Annotated in this window: 23 protein-coding genes and 1 pseudogene; 15 read left to right on the top strand and 9 right to left on the bottom strand. The window is 67.7% G+C overall.

Going from position 1 to position 18397, the window contains the following annotated elements; genetic code table 11:
* Positions 1-2 precede the first annotated feature (2 nt).
* A complete protein-coding gene (locus tag NV348_RS20440) occupies positions 3-860 on the top strand; it encodes an ABC transporter permease (RefSeq protein WP_447148340.1) in 858 nt (285 codons plus the stop codon).
* A 28-nt stretch (positions 861-888) separates the two neighbouring features.
* On the opposite strand, the gene NV348_RS20445 is transcribed toward NV348_RS20440, so the two are convergent.
* The 4 genes from NV348_RS20445 to NV348_RS20460 all read right to left on the bottom strand — a co-directional run bounded on the left by NV348_RS20445 (position 889) and on the right by NV348_RS20460 (position 4732).
* Positions 889-2073 (bottom strand): lycopene cyclase family protein, encoded by a 1185-nt coding sequence (locus tag NV348_RS20445; RefSeq protein ID WP_447148341.1) that lies wholly within the window; start codon positions 2071-2073, stop codon positions 889-891.
* A 51-nt stretch (positions 2074-2124) separates the two neighbouring features.
* Complete coding sequence (locus NV348_RS20450; RefSeq protein WP_447148342.1) at positions 2125-3309, bottom strand: ABC transporter permease; 1185 nt, start codon at positions 3307-3309, stop codon at positions 2125-2127.
* Positions 3306-4184 carry an ABC transporter ATP-binding protein gene (locus tag NV348_RS20455; protein WP_447148343.1) on the bottom strand — a complete coding sequence of 293 codons (879 nt, stop codon included), beginning with the start codon at positions 4182-4184 and terminating at the stop codon, positions 3306-3308. Before NV348_RS20455 ends, NV348_RS20450 begins: the two co-directional genes overlap by 4 nt.
* 71 nt (positions 4185-4255) lie before the next feature.
* On the bottom strand, positions 4256-4732 hold the full coding sequence (locus NV348_RS20460) for a hotdog fold domain-containing protein (RefSeq protein WP_447148344.1): 477 nt from the start codon (positions 4730-4732) through the stop codon (positions 4256-4258).
* A gap of 529 nt (positions 4733-5261) precedes the next feature.
* On the opposite strand from NV348_RS20460, the gene rpsJ reads away from it, so the two are divergent.
* The 13 genes and pseudogenes from rpsJ to NV348_RS20525 all read left to right on the top strand — a co-directional run bounded on the left by rpsJ (position 5262) and on the right by NV348_RS20525 (position 11663).
* Complete coding sequence (gene rpsJ / locus NV348_RS20465; RefSeq protein WP_003938093.1) at positions 5262-5567, top strand: 30S ribosomal protein S10; 306 nt, start codon at positions 5262-5264, stop codon at positions 5565-5567.
* Between the two features lie 14 nt (positions 5568-5581).
* On the top strand, positions 5582-6247 hold the full coding sequence (rplC, locus tag NV348_RS20470; protein ID WP_019045016.1) for a 50S ribosomal protein L3: 666 nt from the start codon (positions 5582-5584) through the stop codon (positions 6245-6247).
* Positions 6244-6918 carry a 50S ribosomal protein L4 gene (gene rplD, locus NV348_RS20475; protein WP_019045017.1) on the top strand — a complete coding sequence of 225 codons (675 nt, stop codon included), beginning with the start codon at positions 6244-6246 and terminating at the stop codon, positions 6916-6918. Before rplC ends, rplD begins: the two co-directional genes overlap by 4 nt.
* A complete protein-coding gene (gene rplW / locus NV348_RS20480) occupies positions 6915-7220 on the top strand; it encodes a 50S ribosomal protein L23 (protein WP_019045018.1) in 306 nt (101 codons plus the stop codon). The genes rplD and rplW overlap by 4 nt, the downstream gene beginning before the upstream one ends.
* Before the next feature lie 33 nt (positions 7221-7253).
* On the top strand, positions 7254-8090 hold the full coding sequence (gene rplB, locus NV348_RS20485; RefSeq protein ID WP_019045019.1) for a 50S ribosomal protein L2: 837 nt from the start codon (positions 7254-7256) through the stop codon (positions 8088-8090).
* 14 nt (positions 8091-8104) lie between these two features.
* Entirely contained in the window at positions 8105-8386 is a 282-nt protein-coding gene (rpsS, locus tag NV348_RS20490) for a 30S ribosomal protein S19 (RefSeq protein WP_019045020.1), read from the top strand.
* Entirely contained in the window at positions 8383-8796 is a 414-nt protein-coding gene (gene rplV / locus NV348_RS20495; protein ID WP_019045021.1) for a 50S ribosomal protein L22, read from the top strand. Before rpsS ends, rplV begins: the two co-directional genes overlap by 4 nt.
* The gene (rpsC, locus tag NV348_RS20500; RefSeq protein ID WP_302871706.1) at positions 8797-9591 is read left to right on the top strand and encodes a 30S ribosomal protein S3; all 795 of its coding nucleotides are present in this window, start codon (positions 8797-8799) and stop codon (positions 9589-9591) included. It begins immediately after the preceding gene.
* A gap of 3 nt (positions 9592-9594) precedes the next feature.
* Entirely contained in the window at positions 9595-10011 is a 417-nt protein-coding gene (gene rplP, locus NV348_RS20505; protein WP_019045023.1) for a 50S ribosomal protein L16, read from the top strand.
* Positions 10011-10250, top strand: a complete 240-nt coding sequence (rpmC, locus tag NV348_RS20510) for a 50S ribosomal protein L29 (RefSeq protein WP_071926410.1) — start codon at positions 10011-10013, stop codon at positions 10248-10250. Before rplP ends, rpmC begins: the two co-directional genes overlap by 1 nt.
* Positions 10247-10514 (top strand): annotated as a pseudogene (rpsQ, locus tag NV348_RS20515) (30S ribosomal protein S17). The gene rpmC and the pseudogene rpsQ overlap by 4 nt, the downstream one beginning before the upstream one ends.
* Before the next feature lie 460 nt (positions 10515-10974).
* Positions 10975-11340, top strand: coding sequence for a type II toxin-antitoxin system RelE/ParE family toxin (locus tag NV348_RS20520; RefSeq protein WP_447148345.1), 366 nt, complete (start codon positions 10975-10977; stop codon positions 11338-11340).
* A complete protein-coding gene (locus NV348_RS20525; protein WP_447148346.1) occupies positions 11337-11663 on the top strand; it encodes a helix-turn-helix domain-containing protein in 327 nt (108 codons plus the stop codon). The genes NV348_RS20520 and NV348_RS20525 overlap by 4 nt, the downstream gene beginning before the upstream one ends.
* Before the next feature lie 83 nt (positions 11664-11746).
* Here NV348_RS20525 and NV348_RS20530 read toward each other — a convergent pair whose 3' ends face one another.
* Both NV348_RS20530 and NV348_RS20535 read right to left on the bottom strand, forming a co-directional pair.
* On the bottom strand, positions 11747-14170 hold the full coding sequence (locus tag NV348_RS20530) for a hypothetical protein (protein WP_447148347.1): 2424 nt from the start codon (positions 14168-14170) through the stop codon (positions 11747-11749).
* A 113-nt stretch (positions 14171-14283) separates the two neighbouring features.
* Entirely contained in the window at positions 14284-15105 is an 822-nt protein-coding gene (locus NV348_RS20535) for an SDR family oxidoreductase (RefSeq protein ID WP_447148348.1), read from the bottom strand.
* Positions 15106-15339: 234 nt separating this feature from the next.
* Here NV348_RS20535 and NV348_RS20540 point away from each other — a divergent pair, with 234 nt between their 5' ends.
* Positions 15340-15864: a TetR/AcrR family transcriptional regulator gene (locus tag NV348_RS20540; protein WP_447148349.1), complete on the top strand. Its 525-nt coding sequence runs from the start codon at positions 15340-15342 to the stop codon at positions 15862-15864.
* A gap of 1 nt (position 15865) precedes the next feature.
* On the opposite strand, the gene NV348_RS20545 is transcribed toward NV348_RS20540, so the two are convergent.
* The 3 genes from NV348_RS20545 to NV348_RS20555 are packed head-to-tail and all read right to left on the bottom strand — an operon-like array spanning position 15866 to position 18199.
* Positions 15866-16603 (bottom strand): CPBP family glutamic-type intramembrane protease, encoded by a 738-nt coding sequence (locus tag NV348_RS20545; RefSeq protein ID WP_447148350.1) that lies wholly within the window; start codon positions 16601-16603, stop codon positions 15866-15868.
* Between the two features lie 58 nt (positions 16604-16661).
* Positions 16662-17603 (bottom strand): RluA family pseudouridine synthase, encoded by a 942-nt coding sequence (locus NV348_RS20550; RefSeq protein ID WP_447148351.1) that lies wholly within the window; start codon positions 17601-17603, stop codon positions 16662-16664.
* Between the two features lie 20 nt (positions 17604-17623).
* Positions 17624-18199: a putative glycolipid-binding domain-containing protein gene (locus NV348_RS20555; RefSeq protein WP_447148352.1), complete on the bottom strand. Its 576-nt coding sequence runs from the start codon at positions 18197-18199 to the stop codon at positions 17624-17626.
* Positions 18200-18397 lie beyond the last annotated feature (198 nt).

The raw sequence follows: 18397 nt of genomic DNA on the forward strand, positions 1-18397 counted from the left end.
CAATGGATACGACCGAACGGATCCAACCGCCCGAGTCCGTGGCGGCCACCGCCGCCGAGCTGCCCGTCGTGCACGCCAAGCCGGAAGGCTCGGTATCGGTGTGGTTCACCCACAGCCTGATCCAGTGCAAACGGCTGCTGATGGTGTGGCTGCGCGACCCGTCGACGACCATCCAGACCATCGCCTACCCGGCGGTGACGCTGCTGATGTTCCGCATCGTGCTGGGTGACTCGATCACCGCGGCCACCGGCATCCCCAGCATCTACGGCCAGGCCGCGCTGCTGACCCTGGTCGCGGCCATGACCGGCGCGGTGGTGAGCGCGCTCGGCTTCAAACGCGAGAAGGCGGCCGGCCTGCTCAGCCGCTTCTACACGATGCCGCTGAACAAGGCGTCGCTGCTGACCGGCAGGCTGCTGGCCGAGGCGCTGCGCATCCTGATCACCACGGTGATCGTGCTGCTCGTCGCGGTGCCACTGGGATTCCTGTTCATGGAGGACCCGCTCGCCAATATCGCGCTGATCTGCGTGCCGGTGCTGTTCGGCCTCGGTTTCGCGGTGATGGTGACGGCCCTGGCCACGATCACCGAGGGCGTGATGCTGATCAGCCTGATCGGCATCCTCAACACCCTGCTGATGTTCTTCAACACCGGGTTCGTCCCGGTCTTCGCGTACCCGACCTGGTTGCAGGACGTGGTCGCCAACCAGCCGATGAGCTGCGCGATCGACGCGATGAAGGGTCTGTCCTACGGCGGTCCGGTCGCCGAGCCGCTGCTGAAGACGGTGGCGTGGACCGTGGGCATGATCGCGGTCTTCGCCTACCCGGCGATCGTCGGCTACAAGAAGGCCGCCGAGACCTCGTAGTCGCGTCCGGCATCGAACGGCACGTGGGTCAGCCCACGTGCCGTTCGGCGTTCGCGGGGGCGAACGGGTAGTCGAGCCAGCGATCGCGGTTGGTCCAGCCGACCAGGTCGTAGCGCCAGCGGAACGGCCAGGTGTGGGCGACGGTGTTGAACAGGACGGCGCCCAGCGCGGTGTAGTCGGCGTGGGCCGAGAGCAGCGCCCGCTGACCGCGAGCGGATTCGGTGAAGAACGCCTCGAACATGGCGATGGACTGGTCGGTGGTGAGCCGGCCCAGGCCCCACAGTCCGCGCATCCGCATCCAGTACACCGCCCGCGCCTGCCACGGCCACAGCGCGGCGATGGGGTCGCGGCCCTGCCCTACGGCGTCGATCGCGGTGTCGATGAGAGCGAGCGAGTCGGCCACCGAATACCCGGTGCACGGGTGCATCATCCCGCCGCGCGAACCGAACGGCACCGCGATGGCGGTGCCCTTCTTCGGCGGCGCCTGGTCCAGCGGATAGTGGGCTGCCTCGTGCGGCTCGTCCCCGGTGAGCCGGATGCCGTGCGCCGCGAGCCTGCTCAGGGTCCGCTTGCGTAGCTCGTGCTGCGGCATCCCGCCGCGTAAGCCGAGGCTGGTCTCCTCGAAGATCACCGTCCCGTCGCCGAGCGGCACCGCGTAGAGGAACGACGGCGGCTCGTCCGGCCCCGCGCCGTTCTCCGGCCGCCAGTCCAGCAGCAGGCCCTCCCCGTCGGCCACCATCGGCGCCGCGGTCTCCGCGTCGACGAAGATCCCGTGCGCCGACGCCGCCCGGCGCTGCCCGAGCACGGGCAGCCCCCGCGTATCGAACACGACCCCCGCCGCGATCACCTTCCCGTTCGCGAGCTCGACTTCGTGCTGGTCGACGCGTCGCGCGCGATCCGCGAACACCGTCGCGTCGTCGAGGGCCAACGCCGCGTGCAACCCCGCCTTGGACAGCACACAGTAGGGCCGCTCGATCCGATGCTCGGTCTTCGTCCACACCGTCGGCGCCTCGATCCGCTGCGCGATCACACTCGCGGGCAGCCATGTCGGCAGCTCATCGACCCAGCACGAGAACGTCGGCGGAAACAACCGCTCCGGCCGCGGATCCACCGCCGCGACCCGCAACCCCGCCACCGCGGCGCGATGCGCCAGCCCCCGCCCGGTCGGCCCCAACCCGACCACGCAGATATCGAACTCCCGCACAACGCTCACGCCCGCATTCAAACCGCACCGGCCGCCACGGCGCAAGCACCGCTGCTCGGCTCAGTCCTCCAGAGCCAAGGCCTGGCGGACGGTGAGCCGGCCCTGGGTCTGCATCAGCGAGCGGCGGTAGACGCGTTCGGCCACGATCACGATGCCGTAGGTGGTCACGGCCATCAGGGCTAGGGAGATGAACGGTTCCCACCAGGCGGCGGTGCCCGCGGCGAGGCGGCCGGGCATGGCGACGATGGACATGATCGGGACGTAGGAGGCGACGACGCGGGCCGTGCCGGTGAGGAAGATGCCGGCGAACAGCACGATCATGATCAGCATCGACAGGGGAGTGGCGGTGGACTGGAGGTCTTCGCTGCGCGTCGCCAGCGAGCCCGCGACGGCCCAGAGGCTGGCCAGGGCGAGGAAGCCCACCAGGAAGAAGACGATGAACCACCCTGCCGCGCCGGCGATCCGGCCCAGCTGGTCGGCTTGTCCGGTGGCGGCCAGGCCGATCAGTCCCGCGCCGACGAACAGGCTGAGCTGCGCGAACGCCAGCACCGCGTTGCCCGCCACCTTGCCGATCAGCAACTGCCGCAACGGCATCGCGCTGGCCAGGATCTCGACGATCCGGTTCTGCTTCTCCTCCACCACACTCTGCGCGATGGACATGCCGAACAGCACCGACGCCAGATAGAAGAGGAACGCGAACACGAACGCCACGATCTTGGCGAGCCCGGGATCGACCCCGCCCTTCTCCAGCAGCGCGTAGGTCACCCCGGCCCCGCGCGCGAGCTCCTCGAGCGACACACCGGCGGCCTCGGCATTGCGCTGCAAGGCGAGCTGCGCGGCGGCGGCGGTGATGTAGGTGGTGGCACTGTCGTTCTCGGCGGTCTTGCCGATGAGCTGCCAACCGCCGTCCACCGGCACCAGCCCGACCTCGACCGTCTCGTCGCGCACCCGCTGCTCGACGGCGGCCCGATCCGGAAGGGGATAGGCGGTGAAGGTGATATCGGTGTCGGCCGCCGCGGCCAGGCCACCCGCCGCCTGGACCACCGCCATCGTCTCCGGCCCGGTGAGGGCGACCTCGATCCTGTCGGGCCTGCTGCTGACGAACCCGCTGATCGCCAGCGACGCGACAATGGCCACGATGGTGATCACCGTCGAGATGACGAAGTTGCGATCACGCAGCTTCACCACGATCTCCCTGGCGGCGACGATCCGCCACACGCCACGCGAAGCAGTGGAGGTATTCACGCCGTCACCTCCCGATAGATCTCGGCGACCGTCGGCCGCAGTTCGGCGAACTCCCGCACCGATCCCCGCGCCAGCGCCTCGGTGAGTACCGCGTCGGTGCTCGCACCCACCAGCTCGATGACCGCCGCCGACCCGTTCGCCTCGACCACCCGCACCCCCGCGAACTCCCGCAACCACCCCGGATCACTGCCCGCGACCAGCCGATACCGCGACGCGTTCGTCGCCCGCAGCGCCTCGACCGTTCCCTGCCCGACGACCCGCCCGGCGGCGAGGATCACCAGCTGATCGCACAACCGCTCGACCAGATCCAGCTGATGCGAGGAGAACAGCACCGGCACCCCCTGCCCGGCGTACTCGCGCAGCAGCTCGGCCATGGAATCGACCGCGACCGGATCGAGCCCGGAGAACGGTTCGTCCAGGATCAGGGCCGTCGGCTGCGCGATCACGGCCGCCGCGATCTGCACCCGCTGCTGATTGCCCAGCGACAGCGACTCGAGCTTGTCCTTACTCCTGGCCCCCAGCCCGAACCGTTCCAGCAGTTCGGTGGCCCGCGTCTTCGCCTCGGCCGCGCTCAGTCCGCGCAGCCTGGCCAGATAGACGAGCTGATCGAGCACCGGCTGCTTCGGATACAGCCCGCGCTCTTCCGGCATGTACCCGAACGACCGGCGATCCAGCGCCGTCACCGCCCGTCCGTCCCACCTGACCTCGCCGCCGTGCACGGCCAGCACCCCCATGATCATCCGCATGGTGGTGGTCTTGCCCGCCCCGTTCCCCCCGACGAACCCGGTCAGCGCCCCCGGCGGCACGGTGAAGGACACCTCGTCGACCGCCACGTTGTCGCCGAAGCGCCGGATCAGTTGCGCGACTTCCAACATCGAACTCCCCGTCTGTTGTCGTCTCGTCACAACCGTACCGATCCAACGCTTTTCAGGGCCCGATGTTCAGCTCAGCGTGGCGTGACCCAGGTGGTGATGTCGGCGTGCACGACCTCGATGCCGCCCTTGTCGTAGATCGACACGGGCACGGTGAGTTCGGTGCCCTCGGTGATCGCGTCGAAGTCGGGGATCTCGGTCAGCCTGGCCACCGCGCGCAGCCCGGACTCGGCCTTGGCCAGGTACTGCACGTTCATCGACTTGGGAATCCAGCGATGCGTGGTCGGCACGGTGGCCTCGCTGAGCATGCCCATCGCGACCTCGGCGAGATTGCAGGCCGCGATCGCGTGGAAGGTGCCCAGATGGTTGTGGATGCCGAACCACTTGGGCGAGGTCACCTCGCAGATCCCGGGCTCGAGCCGCACCACCTGCGGCAGCACCGTGCCGAAGTACGGCACCCGGGCGACCATGCCGAGCGAGAACAGCGTGTGCCCGAGTCGGTTGTCGGGCAGTTTCTTCCAGCCGCGGTACGTCGCGGTTTCCTGTGCCATGCCCGTATCTTACTCAAAAGTAAGGTAGCGCGTAACCCTCCGCCGACCAGCGCGAGCGTCGCGCCAGCTACCATGGCCCGGTACAGCCCAGCCGGCGGTGCGGTCCAGGTAGATGGCCCTGTTGGGGCGTGATCGATACCTCATGACCCCCGATTTGAAGAGCGTCGTCGGCATGGTGCATACTGTTCGGGTTGCCTTGCACAGGATCATGTCTTTTCCACGGAGAAGACGGGTCGAGCGAGGCGAGCAGTAGTTTGTATCCCTCCGGCTAGCCGGTGTGGATACGTCCGGGACCACGTTCCAGGCCAGCGGTGAGTAAGTGACCAGGGCTGAAGAATGAGCGAGAAGGCGACACGCCCGACCGCGTGGGCCGGAGAACCATGACAGATGAACAGCGGCGAGGACTGGGCGGTGCCCGGTTGCGGTCTCCAAACTGAGACGTCTTCGTGTGTTCGGGCTGTGCAAATGAGGGTGGTGCAGGAGCCAGCTCCTGTGACCACGAAGGAAAGCGGAGAAAAGGACACTTAGCGTGGCGGGACAAAAGATCCGCATCAGGCTCAAGGCCTATGACCACGAGGCGATCGACGCGTCTGCGCGCAAGATCGTGGAGACGGTGACCCGCACTGGCGCCCGCGTGGTCGGGCCTGTGCCGTTGCCCACCGAGAAGAACGTGTACTGCGTCATCCGTTCGCCGCACAAGTACAAGGACTCGCGCGAACACTTCGAGATGCGTACGCACAAGCGCCTCATCGACATCCTCGACCCGACGCCGAAGACGGTCGACGCGCTCATGCGCATCGACCTGCCGGCCAGCGTCGACGTCAACATTCAGTGACGGGGACTCGAGATATGACTGACAACAAGAACCGGCCCGCAGCCGGCATCCTGGGCACCAAGCTCGGCATGACCCAGGTCTTCGACGAGAAGAACCGCGTCGTCCCGGTCACCGTCATCAAGGCGGGCCCGAACGTGGTCACCCAGATCCGCACCGTGGAGCGCGACGGCTACTCGGCCGTTCAGATCGCTTTCGGCGCCATCGACCCGCGCAAGGTGAACAAGCCGACTTCCGGCCAGTTCGCCAAGGCCGGTGTCACCCCGCGCCGCCACGTCACCGAGATCCGCGTCGCGGATGCCTCCACCTTCGAGGTCGGCCAGGAGCTCTCCGCCGACGTCTTCGAAGAGGGCACCTACGTCGACGTGACCGGTATCAGCAAGGGCAAGGGCTTCGCCGGCACCATGAAGCGTCACGGCTTCAAGGGCCAGGGCGCCTCGCACGGTGCGCAGGCTGTGCACCGTCGCCCGGGCTCGATCGGTGGCTGCGCCACTCCCGGCCGCGTGTTCAAGGGCATGCGCATGTCGGGCCGTATGGGTAACGACCGCGTCACCACGCAGAACCTCTCGGTTCACAAGGTCGACGCCGAGAACGGCCTGCTCCTGGTCAAGGGTGCCATCCCTGGCCGCAAGGGCAACGTCGTGATCGTCAAGAGCGCCGTGAAGGGTGGTGCGCACGCATGACCAGCCTCGACAAGAAGGCCAACCTGACGCTGACCGTTAAGGCCGCAGGCGGCAAGACCGAAGGCACCGTCGAACTCCCCGCGGAGATCTTCGACGTGACCGCCAACGTCGCGCTGATGCACCAGGTCGTCATCGCGCAGCTGGCCGCCGCTCGCCAGGGCACCCACGCCACGAAGACTCGTGGTCAGGTCTCCGGTGGTGGCAAGAAGCCGTACCGCCAGAAGGGCACCGGCCGCGCCCGCCAGGGTTCGACCCGTGCGCCGCAGTTCGCCGGCGGTGGCACCGTCCACGGCCCGCAGCCGCGTGACTACAGCCAGCGGACCCCCAAGAAGATGAAGGCCGCCGCTCTGCGTGGCGCCCTGTCCGACCGGGCCCGCAACGAGCGCATCCACGTGATCACCGAGCTGGTCGCGGGTCAGACCCCGTCGACCAAGGCCGCCAAGAGCTTCCTGTCCGAGCTGTCGGACCGCAAGAAGTTCCTGGTCGTCGTCGGTCGCGAGGACGTCGCCGCGTGGAAGAGCGTGGCGAACCTGCAGAACGTGCTGCCGATCGCCCCGGATCAGCTCAACACCTACGACGTCCTCAACAGCGACGAACTGGTGTTCAGCGTCGAGGCCCTGAACGCGTTCGTTCACGGTCCCGCCGAGGCGGCCCAGGAGGAGAGCAAGTGAGCACCATCGCCGACCCCCGCGACATCCTGCTCGCACCGGTCATCTCGGAGAAGTCCTACGGACTGATCGAGGAAGGCACCTACACCTTCCTGGTGCACCCGGATTCGAACAAGACGCAGATCAAGATCGCCGTCGAGAAGGTTTTCGGCGTCAAGGTCACCAGCGTCAATACCGCCAACCGTCAGGGCAAGCGCAAGCGGACCCGCTTCGGTTACGGCAAGCGCAAGGACACCAAGCGCGCGCTCGTGACCATCTCGGCCGACAGCAAGCCCATCGAGATCTTCGGAGGACCGGTCGCGTAAGCGGCTGGCGATCCAGAAAGTAGAGAAGAACTCATGGCAATCCGTAAATACAAGCCGACTACGCCGGGCCGTCGTGGCTCCAGCGTCTCGGACTTCGCCGAGATCACCCGGTCGACGCCGGAGAAGTCGCTGCTGCGCCCGCTCACCAAGTCCGGTGGTCGTAACGCGCACGGTCGCATCACCACGCGTCACCGCGGTGGCGGTCACAAGCGTGCCTACCGCGTCATCGACTTCCGTCGACTGGACAAGGACGGCATCCCGGCCAAGGTCGCTCACATCGAGTACGACCCCAACCGCACCGCCAACATCGCACTGCTGCACTTCGCCGACGGCGAGAAGCGCTACATCATCGCGCCGAAGGGCATCCAGCAGGGCAGCCCGATCGAGTCCGGCCCCACGGCCGACATCAAGCCGGGCAACAACCTGCCGCTGCGCAACATCCCGACCGGTACCACGATTCACAACGTGGAGCTGCGTCCGGGCGGCGGCGCCAAGATGGCCCGTGCCGCAGGCATGAGCATCCAGCTGCTGGGCAAGGAAGGGCCGTACGCGACCCTGCGTATGCCCTCCGGTGAAATCCGCCGTGTCGACGTGCGCTGCCGCGCCACCGTCGGCGAGGTCGGCAACGCCGAGCAGTCGAACATCAACTGGGGCAAGGCCGGCCGTATGCGCTGGAAGGGCCGCCGTCCTACCGTCCGTGGTGTCGTCATGAACCCGGTCGACCACCCGCACGGTGGTGGTGAGGGTAAGACCTCCGGTGGTCGCCACCCGGTCTCCCCGTGGGGTCAGCCTGAGGGCCGCACCCGTAAGCCCAACCGTCCGAGCGACAAGCTCATCGTTCGCCGCCGCAAGACCGGCAAGAAGCGCTAAGGAGGAGGTAAGAAATGCCACGCAGCCTCAAGAAGGGCCCGTTCGTCGACGACCACCTCCTCGCGAAGGTGGACGTGCAGAACGAGAAGGGCACGAAGCAGGTCATCAAGACCTGGTCGCGTCGCTCGACCATCATCCCCGATTTCATCGGCCACACTTTCGCCGTCCACGACGGTCGCAAGCATGTCCCGGTGTTCGTGTCGGACAACATGGTCGGCCACAAGCTCGGTGAGTTCGCGCCGACCAGGACGTTCAAGAGCCACGTCAAGGACGACCGGAAGAGCAAGCGGCGATGACTGAAACCAACACCGAAACGGTTCAGAACCCGACTGCCCGCGCTACCGCTAAGCACGTGCGGGTCACCCCGATGAAGGCGCGTCGCGTCGTGGACCTGGTCCGCGGCAAGCGTGTCGAGGATGCCCTGGCGATCCTGAAGTTCGCGCCGCAGGCCGCGAGCGAGCCGGTCGCCAAGGTCGTGGCCAGTGCCGCGGCGAACGCCGAGAACAACCTCGGCCTCAACCCGGCCACCCTGGTCATCTCGACTGCGTTCGTCGACGAGGGTGCCACCATGAAGCGTTTCCAGCCGCGGGCCCAGGGCCGCGCGTTCCGGATCCGCAAGCGCACCAGCCACATCACCATCGAGGTCGAGAGCGTGCCCACTGCCGGCGCTGCCACTCGTAGCCGCCGGAAGGGAGGGGCAAAGTAAATGGGACAGAAAATCAACCCCCATGGCTTCCGCCTCGGTATCACCACCGACTGGAAGTCGCGTTGGTACGCGGACAAGCAGTACGCGGAATACGTGAAGGAAGACGTTCAGATCCGCAAGCTCCTCGCCACCGGCATGGAGCGGGCAGGCATCTCGAAGGTCGAGATCGAGCGCACCCGTGATCGCGTCCGTGTGGATATCCACACCGCGCGTCCCGGCATCGTGATCGGTCGCCGTGGCGCGGAGGCCGACCGCATCCGCGCCGAGCTGGAGAAGCTCACCAAGAAGCAGGTCCAGCTGAACATCCTCGAGGTCAAGAACCCCGAGTCGGATGCGCAGCTGGTCGCTCAGGGTGTCGCCGAGCAGCTCAGCAACCGTGTGGCGTTCCGTCGCGCGATGCGTAAGGCCATCCAGTCGGCCATGCGTTCGCCGAACGTCAAGGGCATCCGCGTGCAGTGCTCGGGCCGCCTCGGTGGCGCCGAAATGTCGCGCTCGGAGTTCTACCGTGAGGGTCGCGTCCCGCTGCACACGCTGCGCGCGGACATCGACTACGGCCTCTACGAGGCCAAGACCACCTTCGGTCGCATCGGCGTGAAGGTCTGGATCTACAAGGGTGACATCGTCGGTGGTCGTCGTGAGCTGACCGCTGCCGCTGCTGCTCCGGAGCGCCCGCGTCGCGAGCGTCCGAGCCGCCCTCGTCGTTCCGGTTCCGCCGGCACCACCGCGACCAGCACCGAGGTCGGGCGCGCCGCCACCGCTGTGGCGGAGGCTCCGGCAGAGAGTCAGGAGGGCTGACGCATGCTGATGCCCCGTAGGGTCAAGCACCGCAAGCAGCACCACCCGAGTCGTTCCGGCATGTCCAAGGGCGGCACCGCGGTGGCGTTCGGTGAGTACGGCATCCAGGCTCTCGAGCCCGCCTACGTCACCAACCGTCAGATCGAGTCGGCGCGTATCGCGATGACCCGCCACATCAAGCGTGGCGGCAAGATCTGGATCAACATCTACCCCGACCGCCCGCTCACCAAGAAGCCGGCCGAAACCCGCATGGGTTCCGGTAAGGGTTCGCCGGAGTGGTGGGTCGCGAACGTGAAGCCCGGTCGGGTCATGTTCGAGATGTCTTACCCGAACGAGGAGATCGCTCGCGAGGCCCTGCGCCGCGCGATGCACAAGCTCCCGATGAAGTGCAGGATCGTGACCAGGGAGGAGCAGTTCTGATGGCTACCGGAACACCGGCCGCAGAGCTCCGCGAGCTCAACGAAGAGGAGCTCGTCGCCCGCCTGCGTGAGTCGAAGGAAGAGCTGTTCAACCTGCGCTTCCAGATGGCGACGGGTCAGCTCGACAACAACCGACGTCTGCGCGTCGTCCGTCATGAGATCGCGCGGATCTACACGGTCATGCGTGAGCGCGAGCTCGGCCTGGCCACGGCACCCGCTGGCAAGGGAGATGCGGCATGAGCGAGAACAAGGAAGAGCGCAACAGCCGCAAGGTACGCAGCGGTTACGTCGTCTCGGACAAGATGAACAAGACGATCGTCGTCGAGCTGGAAGACCGTCACCGGCACAAGCTCTACGGCAAGATCATTCGCACCACCTCCAAGGTGAAGGCGCATGACGAGAACGAGATCGCGCGTCGGCGACCGCGTTCAGCTGATGGAGACCCGTCCGCTGTCGGCCACCAAGCGCTGGCGTCTGGTCGAGGTCCTGGAGAAGGCCAAGTAAGGTCCCTCCTCGATCCATCGAGATCGTTGCCACGAAGGCCCGTTTCCCTCTGGGAAGCGGGCCTTCGTCGTATCGGGCGGCACCCGGTGCGCCGGAGTGTCTGTCCGTCAGGAGCGGACACTTCTCGCAGTAGTCCTCATTCCTCTGCGGGGCGACTATGCGTCGACCGGGAAGGTGCTCGAGGACAGCCGTCGGGTGACAGCGCCGGCGGCCGCGCAGGTGGCGGCTATGTAGATGGAGCGTCGATGAGTAGAACTCACTGGCCGGCCACCAAGCGCTGGCGTCTGGTCGAGGTTCTGGAGAAGGCCAAGTAGGGTCCCTCCGCGATCGATCGAGATCGTTCGAACGAAGGCCCGTTTCCCCGTGGGCAGTGGGCCTTCGTCGTGGGGGCTGCCGCATCGCAAAACGGACTATTCCGCCTTTCAGTATGTAGAAGTACTATGGAATCTACGATCCTCTGGTGAACTTCCGCCTAGAGATCGTCGACGAGGTTCGGCAGTGGCTACATCGGCTCCGGAGCGAGGACAAGGAGACGGCTGTTCTCGTCGGTCAGGCCATCACGGCTCTGCTCGAGGAGGGTCCGGCGCTCGGTCGACCGCTGGTCGACCGGATCAAGAACTCGTCGCTACACAACCTCAAAGAGTTGCGTCCGGGTTCGGCCGGTGCGACCGAAGTCAGGATCCTCTTCATATTCGATCCAGAACGAAACGCGGTCCTGCTGGTCGCCGGTGACAAGGCGGGCAACTGGAAGGCTTGGTACCGCCAAGCGATACCAGTGGCTGAGTACAGGTACAACCTGTACAGGAAGGAGAAGGAGCGCTCATGAGCAGCACTCATCCCTACGACCGGGACAGCTTCCTGGCAGAGTTCTTTCCGGACTCAGACGACCGTGCCGAGGTGGAGGCGGGGGCGCAGCGAATGGTGGAGCTGAGCCGTGCCACCCGGCTTGCCGAGATGCGGAAGCGATTGGGGCTGACCCAGGCAGAGGTGGCGAAGCGGATGCGGATTCGCCAGGAACGGGTATCAGCGATCGAACGGGCGGCGGTCACGGCGGCTGAGTTGCGAACACTCGCGTCCTACATCGAAGCACTCGGCGGTCGGATGGAGATCATCGCGGACTTCGGAGGCGAGCGCCTCGTGGTCGGATAGCCGTGTACAACGAACAGACTTTTCACCTGGGAGGCCCGATCAGCCGCGATGATATTCGTGCGGCGATGCGAGAGGCTGTCGGCTCAGCCGGTGAAGGCGTACGGGTGGCGGATTTTGCGGGCGAATTCGACGATATTGGTGACGGTGGTGCCGGAGACGCCGACCTCGGCGCCGATGCTGCGGGCTGACCAGGACTGGTCGGTGAGCTCGAGGATTTCCTCGATCTGGTCGAGGGTCAGGCGCAGGGGGCTGCGGTGGGCGATCTGGCGGGCCAGGGCGCGGACCTCGGTGTCGTCGTCGAAATTGTAGGCGTCGTCGGCGAGGTCGTCTTCGTCGGCGAGGTCCGGTTCGATCGGTTCGGGGGACTCCACCGGCACGCGCTCGCTCGCGAGCGCCACTTCCTCGGCCTTCGTGGGCTGCTTCTTCGGGAGAGAGGGCGGTTCGGACTCTGGTTCCGTACCAGCCAGCGACTCGGATTGTGCGAGCTGCTGTTTCGGAGCAGACGTTGACGCGGCGTTCGTGAGCGGACGCTTCGCGGCAGGCGCCGTCGCAGAGTTTGTGCGCTGCTGCTCGGTGTCAGACGTGGTCGCAGCATGCGTGAGCTGCTGCTCGGATGCGATCACCGGCTCCGGGTTCGTGAGTTGCGCCGAAGCCGACGCGGCGTGCTGAGGTTGTGCGGGCTCTATCTCGGTGGCGAGGGTGAGCTGCTCGGGCTCGTCGGCCGGGGCCTGTGGATCGTTGTGCACCACTACCGATTCGGTGGGTGCCGCGGTGTCGCCGTTGCGGTCACGGGCGACGGTGCCGGCGTGCGCCGTCGCCTCGGGAACCGGGTCGGTACCGGTGGCCTCGCCCGCAGTCGCCTGCGCGGCGGCGGTGACCGGTATTCGCCGCAGCGTAGGCGCGGCACCGTTGACTCGGGCGTGGTCGCCGTTGCGTCGGTGCTCGGCGGCGGCCTTGTGGATGAGTTCCAGGGTGCCGGGCGCGGCGAGCTTGTCGGTCGACGGACGACGGGTGCCGTCGGTGAGCCGGCCACGACCCGTGACGGGCGCCGACTCCGTGGACGCCTGCGCTGCGGTCTGTTCCGGCGCATCATCCTGCGAGGTCGAGGCGACTGCACGGACGTCGGAGTCGACTCCGGGGACACCCATGGAGGTCGACATCGCCACGGGCGCAGGGGAGGTCGCGTCCGGCTCAGGTGCCATGGTGGCGGAAGAGGCTTCGGCCGAGGCCGAGTCGGGCGCGGCTGTGACGGTTGTGTGGGTCGTGGCGGTAGCGTCCGCCGCCACGTGAACGGCCGGAGCGGAGGCGCTCGTGGTGCGATCCAGCTGCTCGAATTCACCTGCACGCGTGGCCGTGTCAGCCTGTGCGGGGATGTGGCTGTGCTGAGGTCCGGACGTGCGCCGAGCCTGTGCGTCGTCGTGTGCGAGGGCTTCGTCGTGGGGCGTGACGACCTGACCGGCTGCGACCTGACCGGTCGCCGAGGTCGCCGCGATATCGGGCGCCGCCACGGCATTCCCGGAGCCCGTAGCCGCCGCTGGTGTCGAGTCGATATGCGTCTCGAGCTGTTCCATCGAGGAAGTCGGAACGGCGGGCTGGACTGTGGTGCCGACTGAGGGAGACGACGAAGCACCCATCCCTGCCACGCTGACCCGCCCCGCCGCGATTTCGGCCCCGGTGACATCGGGCCTCGACACAACGCGCTCGGCAGGGGAGTAACTCGCGTCCCCCGGCAGCTCGACCGAAGCCCCCTCGATCAGCAGCGCGTACCGCGCCGACACCCACGCGTGCAGCCAGATCACCACGCCCACCATCACCGGCGCGATGGCGTATTCGGCGGCGCGGCCGAAGGATCCGGAGGCCAGGTGGGGGCCTGCGTTGAGGGCGACGGTGGTGCCGAGCAGGGCCAGCTCGAACAGCAGGACCTTGCCCCGCTCGAGCTCGCGGCCCCAGCGGGCGGCGGTGGTGGCGGCGACCATGATGGTGATGATCGGGATCGAGATCATCGCCTCGATGCCGAAGCTGAGCCAGTACAGCGGGTCGCTCATATCCCCGCTGGGCACCAGATTGTGCTGGACGTTCACCCCGGCCCAGACCATGCCGAGGACGACGACGCCGATCAGCGCGCGCGAGGACCACTCCGCCCGCCGGTACAGCTGGGCCAGTCGCGCGTCGGCGCTGGAGACCCGCCGTCGCGCCGCCAGGGCCTTGCGGTGCCAGTGCGCGTCGGCCTCGTCGGCCCGGCGGATGAGCGCGCCGGTGCGCCGGTCGCGCTTTTCGGCGGCGAGTTCGTCGGCGACGGCGTGGCGGCGCTGTTTACGGCGCTGCGCGCGGATCCATTCGGCCAGTTCGCGTTCGGCCCGGATCTCGGAGTCGGAGAGTGCGTCGTAGAGCGCCGTGTCGTGCTGTAGCGGCAGCTTGCCGCGCGCGGTCGCGACCTGCTGTGCGAGTGCCGTGATCTCGGTGTTCGGCGAGCTGACGGCATCCTCCATCGACCGATCGTCGGACATCTGGCGCCTTCCGGTCACTCGAACATATGGACTATCGAACATATGTGTGATTGCCAGAGAGCGTAAACGCCGTCCGCGTCGTGGTCAACGACAACCGGGCGATCGGAGTGGATCTAGGAGAGGGTGCGCTTCTCGTATTTCCCGCGCGCGGACGAGCCCGCGACCGCCGCGACCTGGTCGGGCACCGCGCGGCGCAGCACGATATCGCGAAGCCGTTGCGGCAGCAGTCCGGCCAGATGCGTGAGCGGACCGATGTACCCGGGAATGGAGACCTCGAATCGCGGCCGTTCGACCACATCGAGCACCGCTCGCGCGACGTCGGCGGGTTGCAGGAGTTCGGCTGCGCCCGTAGCCGTTCCGGCGGCCAATTCGGTATCGACCACCCCGGGCATGATCACCGAGATCCGCACGCCGGAGCCCCGGAGTTCTTCCCGCACACCGGTCAGGTAGCCGAGCACTCCGTGTTTGGTTGCGGCATAGGTGGATTCGCCGGGAGGGGATAGCCGGGACGCGGCGGAGGCGATGGTGACGATGTGCCCGCGGCGGCGCGTGCGCATCGCGGGCGCGGCCAGGCGCACGCCACGGATGACGCCGTGCAGATTCACCGCGATCATCCGGGTGGTGGCGGTATCGGGCTCGGTGTCGAACGCGCCGACCCACATCACGCCCGCGTTGTTGACGAGCACATCGATCGGCCCGAGCAGGGCCTCGGTGGTGGCGAGGAAATTGTGGAACGAGCGCTCATCGGTGACGTCGAGTTCGCAGCCGTGCACCGTGCCCGGCAGCTCCCGTGCCGTGGTGCGAGCCGCTGTGCCGGACAGATCGCCGATGCAGACGCGCGCGCCGGCGGCAGCGAACTGCCGGGCGATCTCGCGGCCGATGCCGGCGGCGCCGCCGGTCACCGCGACGACCGAGCCGGCATGGGTGCGTTTCATCGGCGAAGCCTTTCGATCCAGCGGAAACAGCCCTTTTGACATGTCGTCTTGTCAGAAATTGTGGCCTAGTATTCCACGCAGTCGCACAGAAGGACAGACTTCGATGACAGAGCAGTCCGCCGATCGCCCGGCGGGTCGGCGGTACTCGGGACGGACCTCTGCGGAGCGAGTCCAGCAGCGCCGAACGCGCTGCTGGATGCCGCGCTCGAACTCTTCGGCACCCAGGGCTACGCGGTGGGCACGGTGAAGCAGCTGTGCGGGATCGCCGGTCTCACCGAGCGCTATTTCTACGAATCGTTCCGCGACCGTGAGGACTGCCTGGCCACGCTCTACGACGTGACGACCGCCGAGCTCCGCGAGCGCACGGTCGCGGCCCTGTCGACGGCGGGGTCCCGCCTGGACGACGTGATCACCGCGGGCCTGGCCGCCTTCATCGGCTATCTCACCGAGGACCCGCGCCGCGCCAGGGTGGTGCTGATCGAGGTGGTCGGCGTCTCCGCGCGGATGGAGGAGCGCAGGCACAGCGTGCTGCGCGACTACGCCGAACTGGTCGCGGGATTGTGGGCCTCCGCGCGGGCCCAGCCGCTCCCCGAACGCAGCAGGCTGACCTGTGTCACCGTCGTCGGCGGCGTGAACCACCTGCTGGTCGATTGGCTGATGGACGGCCGCACCACCCACCCCGACGATCTCGTGACGGTCTGCGCGAATGTCTTCGCCGCCGTCCGCGCCACCGACCCGGCCCTGGCCGAGGAGCGCTGACTCAGCGCAGCGCGGTGTGCCAGACGACGGCGGCGGCGAGGGCGCCCGCGCCGTTGAGCGACCAGTGCAGGGCGATCGGGGCGAGCAGGCTGCCGCTGCGCCTGCGCAGCCAGGTGAACACCACGCCCGCGCCCGCGGTGGCCGCGACGGCGAGGGTGATGCCGATGATCTGGCCGGCCAGACCGCCGCCGACGATTCCGGACAGCCCCTTGTTGCCGCTGGTCAGGCCGAGCGAGGAGGCGATATGCCAGAAGCCGAACAGCAGCGAGCCCGCCGCGAACAGGCCGCGGACGCCGAGTACCCGGTCGAGCGTGCCGTGCAGGACGCCGCGGAAGGCGAGTTCCTCGGGGATCACCGTCTGCAACGGGATGACGATCATCGACGCGATCAGCGCGCCGGAGATGGTCGCGTACCGGTCGGCGAGGAAGAACGGCCGGGTGACCGGCAGGATCGCGCCGATCGCGACGGCGGTGAGCACGATCCCGACCGCGCCGAGGGCGTAGATCGTGCCGCGGCGCCAGTGCCTGGGGGAGAGGCCGAGCTCAGCCCAGCCGAGCCCGCGCTTGCGCATCAGCGCCAGCAGCGCGAAGGCCGCGACCGGCACGGTGACGATATTGGCCCACGCGGTGGTGAAATGCGCGATCAGATTGGTGCAGGCCAGCACGACGACGACCACGCCGATATCGATATAGGCGTGCAGCTTGGGCCGGGGGTCGGCGACGGTGGCGAGTACGGGCACCCGACCGAGTGTACGGAAATATCACGGAATGGAAACGGTGCGATGAATCTCCTGTGAGCTACTCGACAGCCGATCCGGACCATCCGGGCAGGTCGGTCCAGGCCCGCAGGCTGCGCGCGGTCTCGAAGCGCCGGGGCAGCCCGCTGATCGGATCGGTGAATTCGAGCGAGGCCGCCAGCAATTGCAGCGGCCGGGTGTAGTCGTCGATGGATTTGTCGGTGACCACCGGATAGAAATCGTCGCCGAGGATCGGCACGCCGAGGCTGTTCATGTGCAGGCGCAGCTGATGGGTCCGTCCGGTGTGCGGCCGCAGCCGGTAGCGGCCGAGCCCGTCGCGGTGTTCGACCAGTTCCACCTCGGTCTCGGCATTGGGTTCGCCGGGTACCTCGTGCGCGGCGAGCACCTGCTTCTCCTTGATGATCCGGCTGCGCACGATCCGCGGCAGCGTGAGCGCGGGATCGTAGGGCGCGATGGCCTCGTATTCCTTGCGCACGGTGCGGCGGTGGAACATCGTCTGATAGGCGCCGCGCGCGGCCGGGTTCACCACGAACAGGATCAGGCCCGCGGTCACCCGGTCCAGCCGGTGCGCCGGAATCAGATCGGGCAGGTCCAGGTCGCGGCGCAGGCGGACCAGGGCCGTCTGCAGAATGTGCCGGCCACGCGGGATGGTCGCGAGGAAGTGCGGTTTGTCGACGACCAGGAGGTCGTCGTCGCGGTGGACGATCCCGATCTCGAACGGCACCTCGGTCTCCACCGGCAGATCCCGGTGGAACCACACCGCCCCGCCCGGCACGAACGGCGCGTCCGGCGGCAGCGGTCCGGCCAGGTCGACGATCTCGCCCGCCCGCAGCATCTCGTCGATTCGCGCCGGATCGACCCGGGGCAGCCGCTCGACCAGGTGGTCGCGCACGGTCGCCCAGTGCCCGTCCTCCGGGAGCCGGAGCCGGGCGGGATCGAGGCCGTGCCGCTTGGGCAGCGGCGGCTGCTGCCTGCGTCGCATACCGTCAGTCTCGTCGGCCCTCAGGTGTGACGCCGCGCCAGCCCCGGATAGTCGACGATCAGCCCGGCCGCGTCGTAGTCCAGCGTGGCCCGGTAGTCGAACGTCTGCGCCTGGTAGTCGTAGCGCTGACCTGCGCCGTCGGCGACCCGCCGGTAGTGCTGGGGTAGCCGGATGACCGCGAGGTCGGCGGCGCGCACGTACACCGCGGGCGCGTCGGCCGCGTCCCCGACCGCCAGCCCGAGCCGGTGCACCGGCAGCGCGTTGGTGCACGCCGACGCCTCGAGGTCGACATCGAGACACCCGTCGAGTTCGGGCGCGGGCGTGCCGTCGAGCTGCCAGCGACCGAGCCCGTCGGAGTGCAGCGTGAGCGAGCGCCGGGCGTCGGGGTAGCGGCCGGTGATCTGGGCCGACCTGGTGTGCCAGCTGCCGTCGACGCGCAGGCGGTAGTCGATCGCCCAGGCCAGACCGTCCTCGACCGCGGTCGCGCATCCTTCGATCAGGACGCCGCGTTCGCCGTCGCGGAAATAGGTCACTTCGAAACCGGTGCGTGCCTCGTGATGCACCCAGGCGGCTGAAGCGGGCAGTGGAGTGAACACCAGAAAAGGTTTCCCGAAATTCTCCCGGCCAATCGTCAACCGGCGCGTTGGTCGAGGACCATCAATTTCGCTTCGACGAGGGTGTGCCGGGCGCGCCTGCGTACCCGGCACAGATCGACGCTGCATTCGAGATGAATCTGCATGGCCCGGTGCGCTTGGTCGGGTGTCAGATGACCGGGGTCGATATGACAGTCCGCA

The organism is Nocardia fodinahabitans (genome assembly GCF_052983615.1).